Genomic DNA, 15,922 nt, shown 5'->3' with positions numbered 1-15,922 from the left:
GGCGCGGCGGCGCTGCCTGCCTGGGCGCCAAAGATGCACCCCGCCGGTCGTGGAAGAATGCCGGGCATGGCGCTGCTCACCCTGACCGAGGCCGAACTCCGCGAACGGACGTCGCTGAAGTGGCGCACGTTCGAGCCCGACGTGTTGCCGATGTGGGTGGCGGAGATGGACGTCCACCAGCACCCGGCCGTCGTGGACGCCCTGACCGAGGCGATCCGCCGCGGTGACACGGGCTACCCGCACGGCACCGCGTACGCCGAGGCCTACGCCGCCATGGCAGAGCACCGGTGGGGCTGGCGTCCTGAGCCGGCGCAGATCCGGCGCTCCGGCGACGTGATGAACACCATGCTCGCGCTGCTCGTGGGCTCGACCGCCGAGGGCGACCACGTCGTCATCAACCCCCCGGTGTACCCCCCGTTCTGGCAGGTCGTCACCGGGTACCGGCGTCACCTCACCGAGGTGGCCCTGACCGCGGACGCCCGCCTCGACCTGCCCGCCATCGAGGCCGCCCTCGACGGGCCCGACCGGCCGACCGCCTACCTGCTGTGCTCCCCCCACAACCCGACCGGCACGCTCCACACCGCCGAGGAGCTGACGGCGCTCGCGCAGTTGTGCGGCGAGCGCGGCGTCACGCTGATCGTGGACGAGATCCACGCCCCGCTCACCGACCCCGGGCAGACGTTCGTGCCGATCCTGTCGCTGCCGCAGGCGCAGAACGCCGTGGTGACGTTCTCGGCGGGCAAGGGTTGGAACCTCGCCGCGCTGAAGGGCGGCGTCATGATCCGCGGCACGCAGGCCGAGGAGGTGTTCGCTCAGGCGCCGCCCCTGGCCAACCAGTCCACCGGGCACCTGGCCACGATCGCGCACACCGCGGCCCTCACCCACGCCCAGGGGTGGGTCGACGACCTGATGGTCGAGGTGGCCGCCCGCAAGCGGCTGCTGGTCGACCTCCTCGCCGAGCACCTGCCGCAGGTGCGCCACGTCCCCGGCCCGGCGACCTATCTCGCCTGGCTCGACTGCTCGGCACTCGGCCTGTCGCACCCGCGCAACCACTTCCTGACCCACGGGAAGGTCGCGCTGAACGCCGGCGAGGACTTCGGGCCGGCCTACGGCCAGTTCGTGCGCATGAACCTGGCGGCGTCGGAGGAGATGCTCACCGAAGGCGTGCGGCGGATGGCGGCCAGCCTGTCCTGACTCCGCGCTGCGGGGGTGCTCGCGGACGCGCAGGGCGTCAGGGCGTGCGCAGCTCGGCTTCGGCCGACCCGGACGCCGCCAGCACGTCGACGCCGATCAGGCTGAGGAACACCGTGGGCGCCGACGTCGAGGTCTCCACGCGGACGCGCCCGTCCCGGATGCTGACCGTGCCGGCCAGGCCCCGCTCGGCCAGCTCCTGTTCGGCGGCGGCGCGGGCCGCCTCGACGCCGTTCCCCGCTCCCCCGGCGCGAGCGGTGGCCCCGGCGTCCACGGCCGCCCGCGCCGCCTGGGCCGCGCCGGACTCGGCGGCGCGGGCCGCGTTGGCCTTCGCCCCGCCGTCGACGACGAGCCCGGCGACCAGAATGAGGGCGACGACGACGACCGACACGAAGCTCGACAGGGCGTGACCGCGCTCGGCGTCCCTCCGCCCGGACTGAGCAGTCATGGTCGGTCCCCCCGTTTCCCCCCGGGCCCGTTGCGGGCCCGCACGGCGATTCTGCCACGCCGGGGCCGGGGTGCGGGCGCGGCGTCGCTCGCCATCCACAGGCAGGGCAACCGCCAGCGGCGGCGTCCGGATCGCCGTAGGCTGGGGAACGGTCCACACCACCCGTGCGCACGCACGGACCCCAGTTCGACGAGAGGTTCTCCCAAGATGACGAAGAAGGTCGCCCTGCTCACCGCCGGTGGCTTCGCCCCGTGCCTGTCGACCGCGGTCGGCGGACTGATCAAGCGGTACACCGAACTCGCCCCCGACGTGGAGATCATCGCCTACAAGCTCGGCTACCAGGGCCTGCTGCGCGGCGACCACTTCACCGTGACCGACGAGGTGCGCGCCAACGCGGACGTGCTGCGCAACTTCGGCGGCTCCCCCATCGGCAACAGCCGCGTGAAGCTGACCAACACCAAGGATCTGGTGAAGCGCGGCCTGATCGAGGAGGGCGTGGACTCGCTGAAGTTCGCCGCCGACCGTCTGATCGAGGACGGCGTGACCATCCTGCACACGATCGGCGGCGACGACACCAACACCACCGCGGCCGATCTGGCGCACTACCTGCACGAGCACGACTACGAGCTCACCGTGGTGGGCCTGCCCAAGACCATCGACAACGACGTGGTTCCGATCAAGCAGAGCCTGGGCGCCGACACGGCGGCCGAGATGGGGGCACGCTTCGCGAGGAACGTGCTGGCCGAGCACAACGCGTCCAACCGCACGCTCATCGTGCACGAGGTGATGGGCCGCAACTGCGGCTGGCTGACCGCGGCCACCGCCCGCAAGTACCGCGAGTGGCTGGAGAGCCAGCAGTGGCTGCCGGAGCTCGGCCTGAGCAAGGAGGCCTGGGACGTCCACGCGGTCTTCGTGCCCGAGGCGGAGATCGACATCGCCGAGGAGGCCGAACTGCTCAACAAGGTGATGGACGAGGTCGGCAACGTCACCATCTTCCTCTCCGAGGGCGCCGGCGTCGAGAGCATCATCGCCGAAATGGAGGCCGCCGGCGAGGAGGTGCCGCGCGACGCGTTCGGTCACGTCCGGCTCGACGAGATCAACCCGGGCGCCTGGTTCGCCGAGCAGTTCGCCGCGAAGCTGAACGCCGAGAAGGTGCTGGTGCAGAAGTCGGGCTACTACAGCCGTTCGGCGGCCTCGAACGCCTACGACCTCGAGCTCATCGACACGATGGTCGAGCTGGCGGTGGACGCCGCACTGCGCGAGGAGCCCGGCGTCATCGGCCACGACGAGGAGAACGGCGACACGCTGTCGGTCATCGCGTTCGACCGCATCAAGGGCGGCAAGCCGTTCGACATCACCGAGCCCTGGTTCGTCGAGATGCTGGCCGCCATCGGCCAGCCGGCGCCGGTGGCCGCCGCTCCCGCGGAGCACTGAGCCGGACGCCGGCGTCCGCCCCCGCGCGGGCGCCGGCCCCCGCGTCAGCGCCCACGCCGTCGAAGCGCCGCCGCCAGGGTGACCAGCCCCGCCAGCGCGGTGCCCCACGCGGCGCCCACACCCAACCCAGCTGCCCGCGCCGGCTCGTCCGGCGCGGGCAGCTGCGCCTCGCCGGCCCCGGCCAGGCGGGCCCGGACGAGCTTGGTGGCGTAGTCGGTCGGAGTGTCCAAAGGCGCGGCGCGGACGGGCAGCTGCCGGGCGAGGGCCGGCGCGTCGGCCGTCGCCACCCACGCCGCCACGAACACCACGAGGCGGGCGAAGAGGTTGAAGAAGCCCATCAGGACGATGACCGACCCGAAGGCCGCGGTGACAGGGTTGGCCGCCAGGGTGCCGAACAGGGCGCCGGTGGAGAACTGCAGGGCCGCCATCCCCACCGCGCCCATCGCGGCGGCCTGCAGCAGCCGACGGGTGTCGAGCCGCCCCACGGGCAGGAATCGGAGCAGGAACGCGAACAGCGCGAAACCGAGCACGAGGTTCGCCACGAGCGGGAGCAGGGAGAGCAGCCACGCCACCAGCGCCGTGTCGGGCAGCGCGAGCAGGTCGGCGATCAGGCCGCGGGCGGCGGTCGCGACGGCGGACAGCGCGCCGGCCACCCCCAGCAGGAGCAGCAAGCCGAAGAGGACGGCGATGTTCTGCGCAATGCCCACCACGGGGTTGGGCTCGGCCGAGATGTCGTCGAGCGCGCTGCGGAACTGCGCGCGGACGCCCATGCGCAGGTTGTGCACCCACACGTGGCCCGACCACAGCGCGGAGAGCAGGCCGACCACACCGACGACCTGCCACCGCGTGAACGCCCCGTCGACCAGCGCCGACAGCTGGGCCCCCAGGGTCGGATCGGCCGCCACCGCGTCGACGATCGCGCTCTTGGCGAGCTCGAGCACGTCGGGGAAGAAGCGGGTGAGGGTGAAGCCGAGAGCGGCGAACGCGACCATGAGGATCGGGGTCAGGCTCAACACCGAGAAGTACGTGATGGCCGCGGCGAACGGGCCGCCCAGCCGGTCGGAGAACCGCCGCAGCGCCCGCACCAGGTGCGCCACCGCCGGGTGACGCGGGCTCATCGCCGTCTCCCCGACCGTCGGGGCCGCTCCCGGGCGGACCGCACGGCGTGGACGCCGCTCGCCACCACCGCCGCCGCACCGGTCAGCGCCCCCCAGCCGAGCACACCGACGGCGACACCCGCCGCGGCCTCCCCCGCCGTTCCCACGCGGGGGGCCGGAGTCGCTGCGGCGGGGCTGGGGGCGCCGATCCGCGCGGCGATGGCCTGCATCGCCCACGCCTGCGGCGCGCTGCGCAGCAACTCCTCGGCGAGCTCGACGGAGCGGGAGGTGGCGTCCGGTCGGTCGATGGTGCCGACCCACGCCGCGACGACGAGGAGGATGATGCCGATCACGTTGACGTACAGCATCAGCACGATGACCGAGCCGAACACGCCGGCCGCGGGATTGTTGCCGAAGACCGACAGCAACCAGCCGGTGAGGAACTGCAGGGCGGTGAGCGCGACCCCGCCCAGCGCGCCCGCGCTCAGGACGTCGCGCCACGGCAGCCGCGGGCTCGGGAAACCGAGGAAGATCAGCACGAACAGCAGGAACGCGATGAGCAGCGTGCCCGCGAGCGGCACCAGGGAGAGCAGCCAGTCGGCCGCGGGGGTCGCTCCCAGCTGCAGCCAGCCCCGGACGAGGTCGCGTGCCCCGGTGGCCACGGCCGTCAGCACCACCAGGGCGACGAGCAGCGCCTCCACGGCGAACAACAGCCCGATGTTGTGGGCGAGGCGGCGCAACCGTAGCCCGGCGCCGCGGGGCAGGGCGTAGTCACGCCGCAGCATGACGCGGACGGCCATCCGCGTCCGGGTGATCCACCACGTCCCGAACACCAGGGACGCCGGCAGGCCCACGAGGATGACGGTCTGCCAGGTGTCGAAGGCGTCCTCGATCACTCCGGTGACCGTGTCACCCAGTGCGGGCTGCGCGGCGAACGTGGCCGCGATGGCGGCGCGGGCGTCGTCCACCAGGAACGGGAACCAGGTGGTCACCACGAAGCCGAAGGTGCCGAACGTCACCATGAGCACCGGCACGATCGCGAGAGCCAGGTAGAAGGTCAGCCCGGCCGCGAGCGCGAAGCCCATGCGCAGCAGATACCGGTCGATCGCCCGCACCCAGTGCGCGACGACCGGCCGGGCGAGCAGCCGCTGCACCCAGCCCATGGGTCCACCTCCTCAGCGCGTCAGGAGGAGGCGTACGCCTCGATGGGGGGGCACGAGCACACGAGGTTGCGGTCGCCGAAGGCCTGGTCGATCCGGGCCACCGCCGGGAAGTACTTCTCCACGGCGCCCGCGGAGACAGCACCACGCACGTCGCCGGCCGGGAACGCCGCGAGGCTGCGCGGGTAGGGGTGCTCCCACGTGTCGCCGGAGACCTCCGCCAACGTGTGCGGGGCGTTGACGAGAGGATTGTCGTCGGCCGGCCACTGCCCGGACGCCACGGCCTGCGCCTCGTCGGCGATCGCGAGCATGGCGGTGACAAAGCGGTCGAGCTCGGCCAGCGATTCCGACTCGGTCGGCTCGACCATCAGGGTCCCGGCCACCGGGAAGCTCATCGTCGGGGCGTGGAAGCCGTGGTCGATCAGGCGCTTGGCCACGTCGTCCACCGTGATGCCGGTCGCCTTGGTCATCGGCCGGAGGTCGACGATGCACTCGTGGGCCACGAAGCCGCTCTCGCCCGTGTAGAGGATCGGGTAGCGCTCCGACAGCCGGCGGGCGAGGTAGTTGGCGCTGAGCACGGCGGTCTCGGACGCCAGGCGCAGGTCGGGGCCCAACAGCGCGATGAACGCGTACGAGATCGGCAGGATGCCCGCCGAACCCCAGGGCGCCGCGGCGATCACGGCGGCGGAGCCGGCCGGGCCCGCGTCCGGGACGACGGGGTGGCCCGGCAGGAAGGGCGCGAGGTGGTCGCGCACCGCGACCGGCCCCACGCCCGGGCCGCCGCCGCCGTGCGGGATGGCGAATGTCTTGTGCAGGTTCAGGTGGCTCACGTCGGCGCCGAAGCGGCCCGGCTGGGCGAGGCCCATGAGGGCGTTGAGGTTCGCCCCGTCGACGTAGACCTGCCCGCCGGCGTCGTGGACCAACGCACACAGATCAGCGACCCGGGCCTCGTAGACCCCGTGGGTCGAGGGGTAGGTGATCATGATCACGGCCAGCTCGTCGGCGTGCCGGGCGACCTTGGCCGCCAGGTCGTCGGGGTCGATCGAGCCGTCGGGGGCGGTCTTGACGACGACCACGTCCATGCCGGCCATCGCGGCCGAGGCGGCATTCGTGCCGTGCGCCGAGGCCGGGATGAGGCACACCGTCCGGTGCTGTTCGCCCCGGGAGCGGTGGTACGCCCGCACCGCCATCAACCCGGCGAACTCCCCCTGGCTGCCCGCATTGGGCTGCAGGCTCACCCGGTCGTAGCCGGTGACGGCGACGAGCTGCTCCTCGAGCCGGTGGATCAGCGCGGCGTAACCGCGCGCGTCGGCCGCCGGCACGAACGGGTGCAGGTTGGCGAAACCGGGGTAGCTGATCGGTTCCATCGCCGCCGCAGGATTGAGCTTCATCGTGCACGAACCGAGCGGGATCATGCCCCGGTCGAGGGCGAAGTCGCGGTCGGCCAGGGCGCGCAGGTACCGCATCATCGCCGTCTCACTGCGGTAGGAGTGGAACACGGGGTGGGTGAGATACGCGGTGGCGCGCTCAGGCTGGCCCGTCGCGCCCGCCTCCTCGGCCCCGAGGGTCGCGCCGAAATCCTCGGCGACGGCCGCCAGGTCGGCCTCCGTGGCGTCCTCGCCCACGCTCACGCCGACCGTGTCCGGTGAGACCTGCCGCAGGTGGACGCCGCGCGTCCGCGCGCGGGCGACGATCGCTGCGGCGTCACCCTCCGCGCGGACGCCGATGGTGTCGAAGAAGGTGTCGGACGTGAGCTCGAACCCGGCCGCGATGACCGCGGCGGCCAGCCGACGCGCGTTCCGCGCGATCTGCTCGGCGATGGCCCGCAGACCGTCCGGCCCGTGGTACACGGCGTAGGCCGCGGCGGTCACGGCCAACAGCACCTGCGCGGTGCAGATGTTGGAGGTCGCCTTCTCGCGGCGGATGTGCTGCTCGCGGGTCTGCAGTGCCAGCCGGAACGCCGGCGTCCCCAGCCGGTCCTGACTCACGCCGACCAGCCGGCCGGGCAGCTGGCGCTCCATGCCCGCGCGCACGGCGATGTACCCCGCGTGGGGCCCGCCGTAGAACAGCGGGACGCCGAAGCGCTGGGTGCTGCCCACCGCGATGTCGGCGCCCCACTCCCCCGGCGCGGGCAGCAGGGTGAGGGCGAGCAGGTCGGCGGCCGCGATCACCTGGGCGCCGTTCTCGTGAGCCTTGGCGGCGATGAGGGTGAGTTCCTCCACGCTGCGCAGGGAGCCGTCGGACGCCGGCGTCTGCACCACGACGGCGAACGCCTCGTGGCGCTGGAGGCCGGACACGAGGTCGTCGGTGGAGACCACCGTGATGTCCTGGGCGAGGGCGCGGGTCTGCAGGACGGCGAGCGACTGCGGCAGGATGCCGCCGTCGACGAGCACCACGGAGCCCTTGCGCACCTGGCGGCGGGCCACGCCGACCGCCTCGGCCACCGCGGTGGCCTCGTCCAGCAGGGACGAGCCGGCCGTCGCCAGCCCGGTGAGATCGGCCACCATCGTCTGGAACGTCAGCAGCATCTCGAGCCGGCCCTGACTGATCTCCGGCTGGTAGGGCGTGTAGGCGGTGTACCACGCCGGGTTCTCCAGCACCCCGCGACGGATGACCGGCGGGGTGAGGGTGCCGTGGTAGCCGAGACCGATCATGGCGCGGCCGGGCACGTTCAGCGCGGCCAGCGCGGCGAGCTCGGCCTGCACCGCGTCCTCGCTGAGCGCCGCCGGCAGGGCGAGCGGCTCGGTCATGCGGATCTCGGCGGGCACGGCGGCGTCGACGAGTTCCTCCAGCGAGCCGACGTCGAGAACCTGCAGCATGCGCGCGCGGTCCGCGGCGTCCGGCCCGAGGTGGCGCTGGACGAAGGCGGGCGCGCCCATCAGCCGGCGTGCCGCGACCGGCGGCGGGCCGCGAGTTCGTCGGACGCGGCGACCGCGTCGATCGGATCCTCGGCGGGTGCCTGCTGGCGCTCCGACGGCAGCGAAGCCAGGCTGCCCTCGAGGTCGTGCCACACGCGGCCGAGGGCGATGGCGAAGATGCCCTGACCACCGCGGACCAGGTCGATGACCTCCTCGTCGGAGATCGCCTCGTAGACCGACACCCCGTCGCTCATCAGGGTGACGGCCGTCAGGTCGTCGACGCCGCGTGCCCGCAGGTGCTCGATGGCGATCCGGATCTGGTTGAGGGCGATGCCCGCGTCGAGGAGTCGCTTGACGATCTTGAGCAGCAGGATGTCGCGGAAGCTGTAGAGCCGCTGGGTGCCCGACCCGCCGGCGGTGCGCACCTCCGGCGTCACGAGACCGGTGCGCGCCCAGTAGTCGAGCTGCCGGTACGTGATGCCGGCGGCGCTGCAGGCGACCGGCCCGCGGAAACCGATGTCCTCCGGCAGCGGAGCGAAGTCACCCTCGAAGAGCGTGTCCTGCAACCCCACCAGGCTCGGGACCTGCGGTTCCGGTGCGTTCACCATGGCCTCCTCGACTTCCCCTGTGCTTCGTGTTTCCCCGTACGACCAGTATGACGGTAGTCGGCCCCGTCGCGTGGCCCTCCCGACACGCCGCGCCAGCGCCGGGCGCGGGCCGAACCCTCCACCGCGACCTCAGGGTTGCGCGGCGGGGCCGGTGTCGAAGTCGTCGGGGTTGATCGAGTCGAGGAAGGCGCGGAAGCGTTCCATCTGCGCGTCGGTGCCGCCCAGCAGGTCGGGGCCGGTGGCGGCGCGCCCGCCCACGGCTGCCGCGTCCATCACCGCCTCCTGTGCCAGCAGCGGCGCCCCGCCGCGCAGGGCCAGGGCCACGGCGTCGCTGACGCGCGCCGGCACCGGGGTGCCGCCCACGACCACCTCCGCGTCGAACACCCCGTCGGCGTAACCGACGACCCGCACCTCGTCGATGACGCCACCCAGGGCGGCGAGCGCGTCCAGCACCAGGTCGTGCGTGCCCGGGTGGTGCTCGTCACCGGGGGTTTCCAGCGCCGACAGCACGGCGTTGGCGCCCACGGCGGTCGTCCACACGGGCAGGACGCGAACCCCGTCGGTCTCCTTGAGCAGCAGCAAGGGTTCGTCGGCGACCCCCGTGACCCGGACCTCGACGAACTGCAGCGCGATCACCGTCGTCCGCCTAGCCGATGGAGTTGCGCAACAGCGCAGCGTGGGCGTGGAGGATGAGCTGCATGACCTCGGCCACCGCCTTGCGCGAAGGGGCACCGCGGCGAGCCAGCGGCGCGACGGCCTGGTCGATGAGGGACGCCTCGCGTTCGGCGGCCTGCTTGATGGCACGCAGGTGACGGGCGTCCATGCCGTAGGGGCCGAGCTTGCGGGCGACGACCGCGACGGTGAGGGCGTCCCGGCCGAAGTACACCGTGCCGCGCCGGGGCACGACGAGGGCGAGCCGCTCCAGCTCGGCCAGATCCGGTTCGGACAGCCCCGAGAGGCGGAGCAGCTCCTTGCGGGTGATGTGGATGGGGCGCTTGGCGGGAGGGATGCGGTGCGGCGGCAGCGCCGCGGCCTCGGCGAGATCCGGCGTGACCGGCACCGTGTCGTCGGGGGGCGCGACCGCGGGGGCCGGGGCCTGGGGGGCCGGGGTGGTCTCGCCGGCGTCCATGGCCGCGAGGTTCTCGCGGATGACCTTGAGTGGCAGGTAGTGGTTCTTCTGCACGTCGAGGATGTAGCGCAGCCGGTCGACGTCGGCCGCGGAGTAGCGTCGGTACCCCGACGGCGCGCGCTCCGGCGTGATCAGGCCCTCACCCTCCAGGAACCTGATCTTGCTGATGGAGACGTCCTCGAAGTCCTCCTTGAGGATCTTGAGGACCTGCCCGATGCTCCGCGTTGCTGGGGGCATCTAGTTCCGCCCGGACGGCGCCACCAGGTAGACGAGCCGGAACTTGCCGATCTGCACCTCATCGCCGCCGCGCAGCGCCACCTCGCCGTCGATGAGGGTGCGGTTCACATAGGTGCCGTTGAGACTGTTCTCGTCCGACAACCACCGGTGGCCGCCCCGCTCGCTCACCTTCGCGTGGTGCCGCGAGACGGTCACGTCGTCCAGGAAGATGTCGCTCTGCGGGTGCCGGCCGGCGGTGACGACCTCGTGGTCGAGCAGGAACTTGGCGCCCTGGTTGGGGCCGCGCACCACGACCAGCACGGCGGAGCCGGGCGCAACGTCACGCAGGGCGACGAGGTGGCTGTCCGTCAGCTCGACGCTGGCCTCGTCGTGCGACGCCACCGGGATCGCGCGGGTGGTGTCGCCGGTGTTGGTGCGCAGCGACGCGCCGCAGTTGGAACAGAAGTTGACCCCGTCCGCGACCGGCTGGCCGCACTGGTGACACGAATCCATCACTCCTCCTTCGTTGCCGTCGCTTCTCGCGCGTCGCTTCTCGGACACCGTTGCGCGGTGGGACGTCGAGGCTACCCGTTCTCCGCCCACCTCGGGGACCGGGCCTGGGCCGGGCTCAGGCGTCGGTGAGCGCGCCGTAGGCGTCGGCGTCGAGCAGGTCGTCGAGCTCGTCGGTGTCGGACAGCTCGAGTTCGAACAGCCAGCCGTCGCCGTACGGGTCGGCGTTGATCGTCTCCGGGGTGTCCGCGAGCTGCTCGTTGACGGCCGTGATCACCCCGGACAGCGGCGCGTACACGTCCGACACGCTCTTGGTGGACTCGACCTCCGCACAGGAGTCGTCGAAGGCCACCTCCTCGCCCACCTGGGGCAACGAGACGTAGACCACGTCACCGAGCGCGTCCGCGGCGTAGGCCGTGATGCCCACCCGGGCCACCGATGCGTTGCCGACGCGGACCCACTCGTGCTTGTCCGTGTAGCGAAGGTCCTCTGGGTTCACCGTGCAACTCCTGTTCGTGCCTGGGGGGTGACGTGCGGGACTCCCCTGCCGTTCGGGGAGTGTCCCGCCGAGGGGACGCGTCCCACGCTCACCCTAACCCACTGGGGCCGCCCCCCGTTCGCCAAACGATGGAGCGCGGCTCGGACGCCTCAGGCCGGGCGGGCGAACTGCGGGGTGTGCGGCGTGACGACCGAGCCGATCTCGAGCCGCTCCTCCGGGGTGACCCGCACCGAGCCCTGCACGCGCTCCCCCTCGATGGTGCTGACCAGGCCGCCGCGGAACCGGGTGGCCTCGGCCAACGTCTGCGGGTCGCCGATCGCCTCGATCCGGTAGGGCGGGGTGAGTCGGACGCCGTCCACCACCAGCCCGCCGTCGGCGGTGCCCACCCAGCTGGACGCCACGAGCCGCACCTGGTCGTTCACCTCGATCACCTCGGCGCCGGCGTCCCGCAGCTCCTCGATCGTGTTGAGCATGATCTCGGTGGTCACCTTGCGTTGGGGGTCGTCGATGACGACGAGGATGCCGGGGCCGGTGACCGGCACGGTGCCGCCGAGAATGCGCAGCGCCTCGAGGCGCCGCTCGGCCTGGTCGCGGGCCACGTCGCTGGCGTCCGCGCCGGAGATCAGTTGGGCCCGGGTGTTCTCGAGCTGGGCGATGTCGGCCTCCAGCCGCCGGGTCTCGGCGGTCACGTCGTCGAGCACCGCGACGAGCTCGGACTGGCGCAGGGAGCTGTACCGCTGCTCGTCGGCGCCGCTCAGTTGCACCGTCAGGGCGAAGCCGCACGCGAACAGGATCAGACCCACGACGAGCTGGCCGCGGCGGGGGCGGAGCAGGTCGCGCCCCAACTCGCGCCACGTGACCGGGCCGGGCGCCTCAGGCATGGAACAACTTGCGGCGGATCGCCGCGGCGTTGGTGAAGATGCGGATGCCCAGGACGACGACCACGGCGGTCGAGAGCTGGGCCCCCACGCCGATCAGGTCGCCGACCCACACGATGAGCGCGGCAATGAGCACGTTCGAGACGAACGAGACCACGAACACCCGGTCGTCGAACAACCGGTCGAGGTAGGAGCGGAACCCGCCGAACACGGCGTCCAGCGCCGCCACGATGGCGATGGGCAGGTAGGGCTGCACCTGGGGCGGCAGCGACGGCTGCAGCCAGATGCCCAGCGCCACGCCGAGCACCAGTCCGAGAATCGCGTACACGTCGTCCTCCTACCTCATCCGCTCCGCGCGCTCGGTTCCCAGGCCGGGGTCGGCCCCGAGCGTCAGCGCGCGCTCCTGGGTCAGCGTCCACGCGACGCCGTAGTGCTCGGCCAGCCCGGCGAGCCACCGCCCACCTTCGGACGCCGCGAAGGCCTCGCTCAGGGTGGTCGGGTCGCCGATCGCCTCGACCACGTAGGGCGCGCTCAGCGAGCGGAAGTCGACGGTGATCGCGTCCCCGGCATTGCGGATCGGCGTGCGCGTGGACAGGCGATGGCCGTTGATCGCGACGGCCTCGGCCCCGGCGGCCCACAGGCCGTGGGCGACCATGCGCAAGTCGGTGTCCACCACCCGGCTGCCGCGGACGCTGCCGTCCGGACCGTCCTCGAGGGTGACGCGGACGCCGCCGCCGGTCACGGCCAGCGTGCCCGACAGGACACCGAGGCGGTCACGCTCAGCCGCGGTCGCGGCGTCGAGTCCGCCCGAGGCCCGGGTGAGCGCGTCGATCTCGACGCTCAGCGCGACGGCGCGCTCCCGCAACACGTCCTGGTCCGCCTCGGCCTGGGTGATGCGGGCGATGAGATCCGCCCGCTCGACCGCGGTGGCCGGGGCGGCGCGCAGCTGCGTGGCCACGGTGAGGCCGAGCACCACGCCCACGACGCCGAGCAGGGCCACCACGGTGACAGGCCGGGGTGGGCGCCGCGGGCCGCGAGCGGCGACGGCGGCGTACTCGGGGTCGATCGCCTCCAGCCGCAGGGTGCGCAGCAGGTCCATGGACGCGTCCAGGCGCCGCCCCTGGGCATCCGTGGGGGCGTCCACCGGGTCGTCCGCGGCCGCGTCGACGCTGGGGGCTGGGCGCATGGGGGGAGTCTAATCCACGCGTCGCCGGCCCCTCCGGACGCTGTCCACCCTCACCCGGCGACGTCGGCCGCCCAGGCCTTGGCCAGCAGCGTGCGGGTGTCGTCGAGCAACTGGGGCAACGCCTTGGTGCGGCCGACGACCGGCAGGAAGTTCGCGTCCCCCTGCCACCGCGGCACGACGTGGGCGTGGAGGTGCGCCTGGATCCCCGCCCCGGCCACCTCGCCCTGGTTGATACCCAGGTTGAACCCCGCGGGGTGGGACACCGCGCGGATCACCCGCATGGCCCGCTGCACCAGGGCGGTGACCTCCGCGCTCTCGGCGTCGGTCAGCTCGGTGAAATCGCTGACGTGGCGGTAGGGGCACACCAGCAGGTGGCCGGGGTTGTACGGGTAGAGGTTCAGCACCGCATAGGCCACCTCGCCGCGGCCGACGACGAGCCCCTCGGCGTCACTGCGGCCCGGTGCCCGGCAGAACGGGCACTGGCCCGCGGAGGCGTCGGCGGGCTTGTTCTCCCCGTCGATGTACACCATGCGGTGCGGCGTCCAGAGCCGCTCGAAGGCGTCGCCGACGCCGGCGAACGACTCCGGACGCTCCGCGGTCATGCCAGGGCCTCCGCCGTGGGGCTGTCGTTGCGGCGGCCCGCCACCCAGTCGGCGATCTGGGCGACGGCGTCCGCCACCGGCACCCCGTTGCGCTGGCTGCCGTCGCGGAACCGGAACGACACCGCGCCGGCCTCGACGTCCTCGCCCCCGGCGATGAGCACGAACGGCACCTTCTCCTTGGCGGCGTTGCGGATCTTCTTGCCGAAGCGGTCGTCGCTGTCGTCGACCTCCACCCGGACGCCGGCCGCGCGCAGCTGCCCCGCGACGCCCTCGAGATGCTCGGCGAAGGCCTCGGCGACCGGCACGGCGATGACCTGCACCGGGCTCAGCCAGGCCGGGAACGCCCCCGCGTAGTGCTCGATGAGGACGCCCATGAAGCGCTCGATCGAGCCGAACTTGGCCGAGTGGATCATGACGGGCCGCTGGCGGCTGCCGTCGGAGGCCGTGTACTCGAGACCGAAGCGCTCCGGCTGGTTGAAGTCGTACTGGATCGTCGACATCTGCCAGGTGCGGCCGATGGCGTCCTTGGCCTGGATGGAGATCTTGGGCCCGTAGAACGCGGCCCCACCGGGATCGGGGACGACCGGCAGGCCGGACTCCTCCGCGATCTGCGCCAGGATCGCCGTGGCCTCGTCCCATTGGGCGTCGGTGCCGATGAACTTGTCGGCCTTCTTGCCGTCGACATCGCGGGTGGAGAGCTCCAGCACCACGTCGGTCAGCCCGAAGTCGGTGAGCAGCCCCAGCACGAACCGCAGCAGGTGGCGCACCTCGTCGGGCGCCTGCTCGCGTGTGGTGTAGCTGTGCGAGTCGTCCTGGGTGATCGAGCGCACGCGGGTGAGCCCCTGCACCACGCCGGACTTCTCGTCGCGGTACACGGTGCCGAACTCGAAGAACCGCAGCGGCAGCTCGCGGTAGCTCCGCCCGCGCGAGGCGAAGATGAGGTTGTGCATCGGGCAGTTCATCGCCTTGAGCCGGTAGGCCTGCCCGCCCTTGACGACGTTGCCCTGCGCGTCGCGCTCGGCGTCCTCCAGCAGCGCCGGGAACATGCCCTCGGCGTAGTAGGGCAGGTGCCCGGAGGTGTGGAACAGCTCTTCCTTGGCGATGTGTGGCGTCCCGACGTAGTCGAAGCCGTTGGCGACGTGCGCGGCCCGCACGTAGTCCTCCATCGCCCGCTTGAGGACGCCGCCGCGGGGGTGGAACAGCGGCAGCCCGGAGCCCACGAGATCGTGGAAGCTGAACAGGTCGAGCTCGGCACCGATGCGGCGGTGGTCGCGCCGAGCGGCCTCCTCCAGGCGGGTGCGGTATGCCTGCAGATCCTCCTTGGACGCCCACGCGGTGCCGTAGAGGCGCTGCAGGGCGGCGTTGCTCTGGTCGCCGCGCCAGTAGGCGGCGCTGGTGCGGGTCAGCGCCCAGCCGTTGCCGAGGTAGCCGGTGTGCGGCACGTGGGGCCCGCGGCACAGATCCTGCCACGCGACACTGCCGTCGCGGCGCTCGTTGGCGTAGATCGTGAGCTCGCCGGCGCCGACCTCGACCGAGGCGCCCTCGGTGTCGGACGCCGCGCCCTTCAGCCCGATCAGCTCGAGCTTGAACGGCTCGGACGCCAACTCCTCGCGCGCCTCGGCGTCGGTCACGACGCGCCGGACGAACCGCTGCCGCTCCTTCACGATGCGGCCCATGGCCTTCTCGACCGCCGCCAGGTCGTCCGGGGTGAGCGGCTCGGTCTCGAAGTCGTAGTAGAAACCGTCGACGATCGGCGGGCCGATGCCGAGCTTCGCGTCGGCCCGCAGGCCCTGCAGCGCCTGGGCGGCCACGTGGGCCGCGGAGTGACGAAGGATCGACAGTCCCTCGGGCTCGGCCAGGGTCACGGGCTCGACGACGTCGCCGTCGCTGACCTCGCGGGCCAGGTCGAGCACCTCGCCGCCGATGCGCATGGCGACGACGCTGCGGTCGCCGCCGAACAGGTCGAGCCCCGTGGTCGTCGTCTCCAGCGGCCTGGTCTCTTTCTCGTCGGATCGCAGGACGGTGATCTGGGCGGACAACGCGGGTTCCCTTCGTCGTGGATGGACGCCTGCCATTGTGCCCCATGTGGGGTGATTCCCCCGCCGG

16 protein-coding genes are annotated in these 15,922 nt (G+C 72.5%); 2 read left to right on the top strand and 14 right to left on the bottom strand.

Annotated elements, in window-relative coordinates; genetic code table 11:
• Window positions 1-66 precede the first annotated feature (66 nt).
• Window positions 67-1,194: a MalY/PatB family protein gene (locus PCC79_RS07885; RefSeq protein WP_342373479.1), complete on the top strand. Its 1,128-nt coding sequence runs from the start codon at window positions 67-69 to the stop codon at window positions 1,192-1,194.
• A 37-nt stretch (window positions 1,195-1,231) separates the two neighbouring features.
• On the opposite strand, the gene PCC79_RS07880 is transcribed toward PCC79_RS07885, so the two are convergent.
• Window positions 1,232-1,639 carry a hypothetical protein gene (locus PCC79_RS07880; RefSeq protein WP_342373478.1) on the bottom strand — a complete coding sequence of 136 codons (408 nt, stop codon included), beginning with the start codon at window positions 1,637-1,639 and terminating at the stop codon, window positions 1,232-1,234.
• Window positions 1,640-1,846: 207 nt separating this feature from the next.
• Between PCC79_RS07880 and PCC79_RS07875 the strand changes: the two genes are divergently transcribed.
• Entirely contained in the window at window positions 1,847-3,073 is a 1,227-nt protein-coding gene (locus tag PCC79_RS07875; protein ID WP_342373477.1) for a pyrophosphate--fructose-6-phosphate 1-phosphotransferase, read from the top strand.
• 44 nt (window positions 3,074-3,117) lie between these two features.
• Here the strand turns inward: PCC79_RS07875 and PCC79_RS07870 are convergent, their stop codons facing one another.
• The 13 genes from PCC79_RS07870 to thrS all read right to left on the bottom strand — a co-directional run bounded on the left by PCC79_RS07870 (window position 3,118) and on the right by thrS (window position 15,891).
• A complete protein-coding gene (locus PCC79_RS07870; protein WP_342373476.1) occupies window positions 3,118-4,191 on the bottom strand; it encodes a YhjD/YihY/BrkB family envelope integrity protein in 1,074 nt (357 codons plus the stop codon).
• Window positions 4,188-5,333: a YihY/virulence factor BrkB family protein gene (locus PCC79_RS07865; RefSeq protein WP_342373475.1), complete on the bottom strand. Its 1,146-nt coding sequence runs from the start codon at window positions 5,331-5,333 to the stop codon at window positions 4,188-4,190. Before PCC79_RS07865 ends, PCC79_RS07870 begins: the two co-directional genes overlap by 4 nt.
• A 20-nt stretch (window positions 5,334-5,353) precedes the next feature.
• Window positions 5,354-8,209: an aminomethyl-transferring glycine dehydrogenase gene (gcvP, locus tag PCC79_RS07860; RefSeq protein WP_342373473.1), complete on the bottom strand. Its 2,856-nt coding sequence runs from the start codon at window positions 8,207-8,209 to the stop codon at window positions 5,354-5,356.
• Window positions 8,209-8,796, bottom strand: coding sequence for a MerR family transcriptional regulator (locus PCC79_RS07855; RefSeq protein WP_232548007.1), 588 nt, complete (start codon window positions 8,794-8,796; stop codon window positions 8,209-8,211). Before PCC79_RS07855 ends, gcvP begins: the two co-directional genes overlap by 1 nt.
• Before the next feature lie 129 nt (window positions 8,797-8,925).
• A complete protein-coding gene (locus PCC79_RS07850; protein WP_342373472.1) occupies window positions 8,926-9,432 on the bottom strand; it encodes a bifunctional nuclease family protein in 507 nt (168 codons plus the stop codon).
• A gap of 10 nt (window positions 9,433-9,442) precedes the next feature.
• Window positions 9,443-10,162 carry a MerR family transcriptional regulator gene (locus PCC79_RS07845; RefSeq protein WP_232548009.1) on the bottom strand — a complete coding sequence of 240 codons (720 nt, stop codon included), beginning with the start codon at window positions 10,160-10,162 and terminating at the stop codon, window positions 9,443-9,445.
• The gene (locus PCC79_RS07840; RefSeq protein ID WP_332836152.1) at window positions 10,163-10,654 is read right to left on the bottom strand and encodes an FHA domain-containing protein; all 492 of its coding nucleotides are present in this window, start codon (window positions 10,652-10,654) and stop codon (window positions 10,163-10,165) included. It abuts the gene before it with no gap.
• A gap of 115 nt (window positions 10,655-10,769) precedes the next feature.
• Window positions 10,770-11,150, bottom strand: coding sequence for a glycine cleavage system protein GcvH (gene gcvH, locus PCC79_RS07835; RefSeq protein ID WP_232548010.1), 381 nt, complete (start codon window positions 11,148-11,150; stop codon window positions 10,770-10,772).
• Window positions 11,151-11,299: 149 nt separating this feature from the next.
• Complete coding sequence (locus PCC79_RS07830; protein WP_342373471.1) at window positions 11,300-12,031, bottom strand: DUF881 domain-containing protein; 732 nt, start codon at window positions 12,029-12,031, stop codon at window positions 11,300-11,302.
• Entirely contained in the window at window positions 12,024-12,356 is a 333-nt protein-coding gene (locus PCC79_RS07825; protein WP_232548012.1) for a small basic family protein, read from the bottom strand. Before PCC79_RS07825 ends, PCC79_RS07830 begins: the two co-directional genes overlap by 8 nt.
• Window positions 12,357-12,365: 9 nt before the next feature.
• On the bottom strand, window positions 12,366-13,214 hold the full coding sequence (locus PCC79_RS07820) for a DUF881 domain-containing protein (protein ID WP_342373470.1): 849 nt from the start codon (window positions 13,212-13,214) through the stop codon (window positions 12,366-12,368).
• Window positions 13,215-13,264: 50 nt separating this feature from the next.
• Complete coding sequence (locus PCC79_RS07815) at window positions 13,265-13,816, bottom strand: HIT family protein (RefSeq protein ID WP_232548014.1); 552 nt, start codon at window positions 13,814-13,816, stop codon at window positions 13,265-13,267.
• Entirely contained in the window at window positions 13,813-15,891 is a 2,079-nt protein-coding gene (gene thrS / locus PCC79_RS07810; RefSeq protein ID WP_342373468.1) for a threonine--tRNA ligase, read from the bottom strand. The genes PCC79_RS07815 and thrS overlap by 4 nt, the downstream gene beginning before the upstream one ends.
• Window positions 15,892-15,922: the final 31 nt, after the last annotated feature.

Source organism: Propioniciclava soli, from assembly GCF_038502305.1.
GTDB lineage: Bacteria > Actinomycetota > Actinomycetes > Propionibacteriales > Propionibacteriaceae > Propioniciclava > Propioniciclava soli.
Note: the sequence above shows the minus strand (reverse complement) of the source record. Positions and strands in the feature narration are given on the sequence as shown.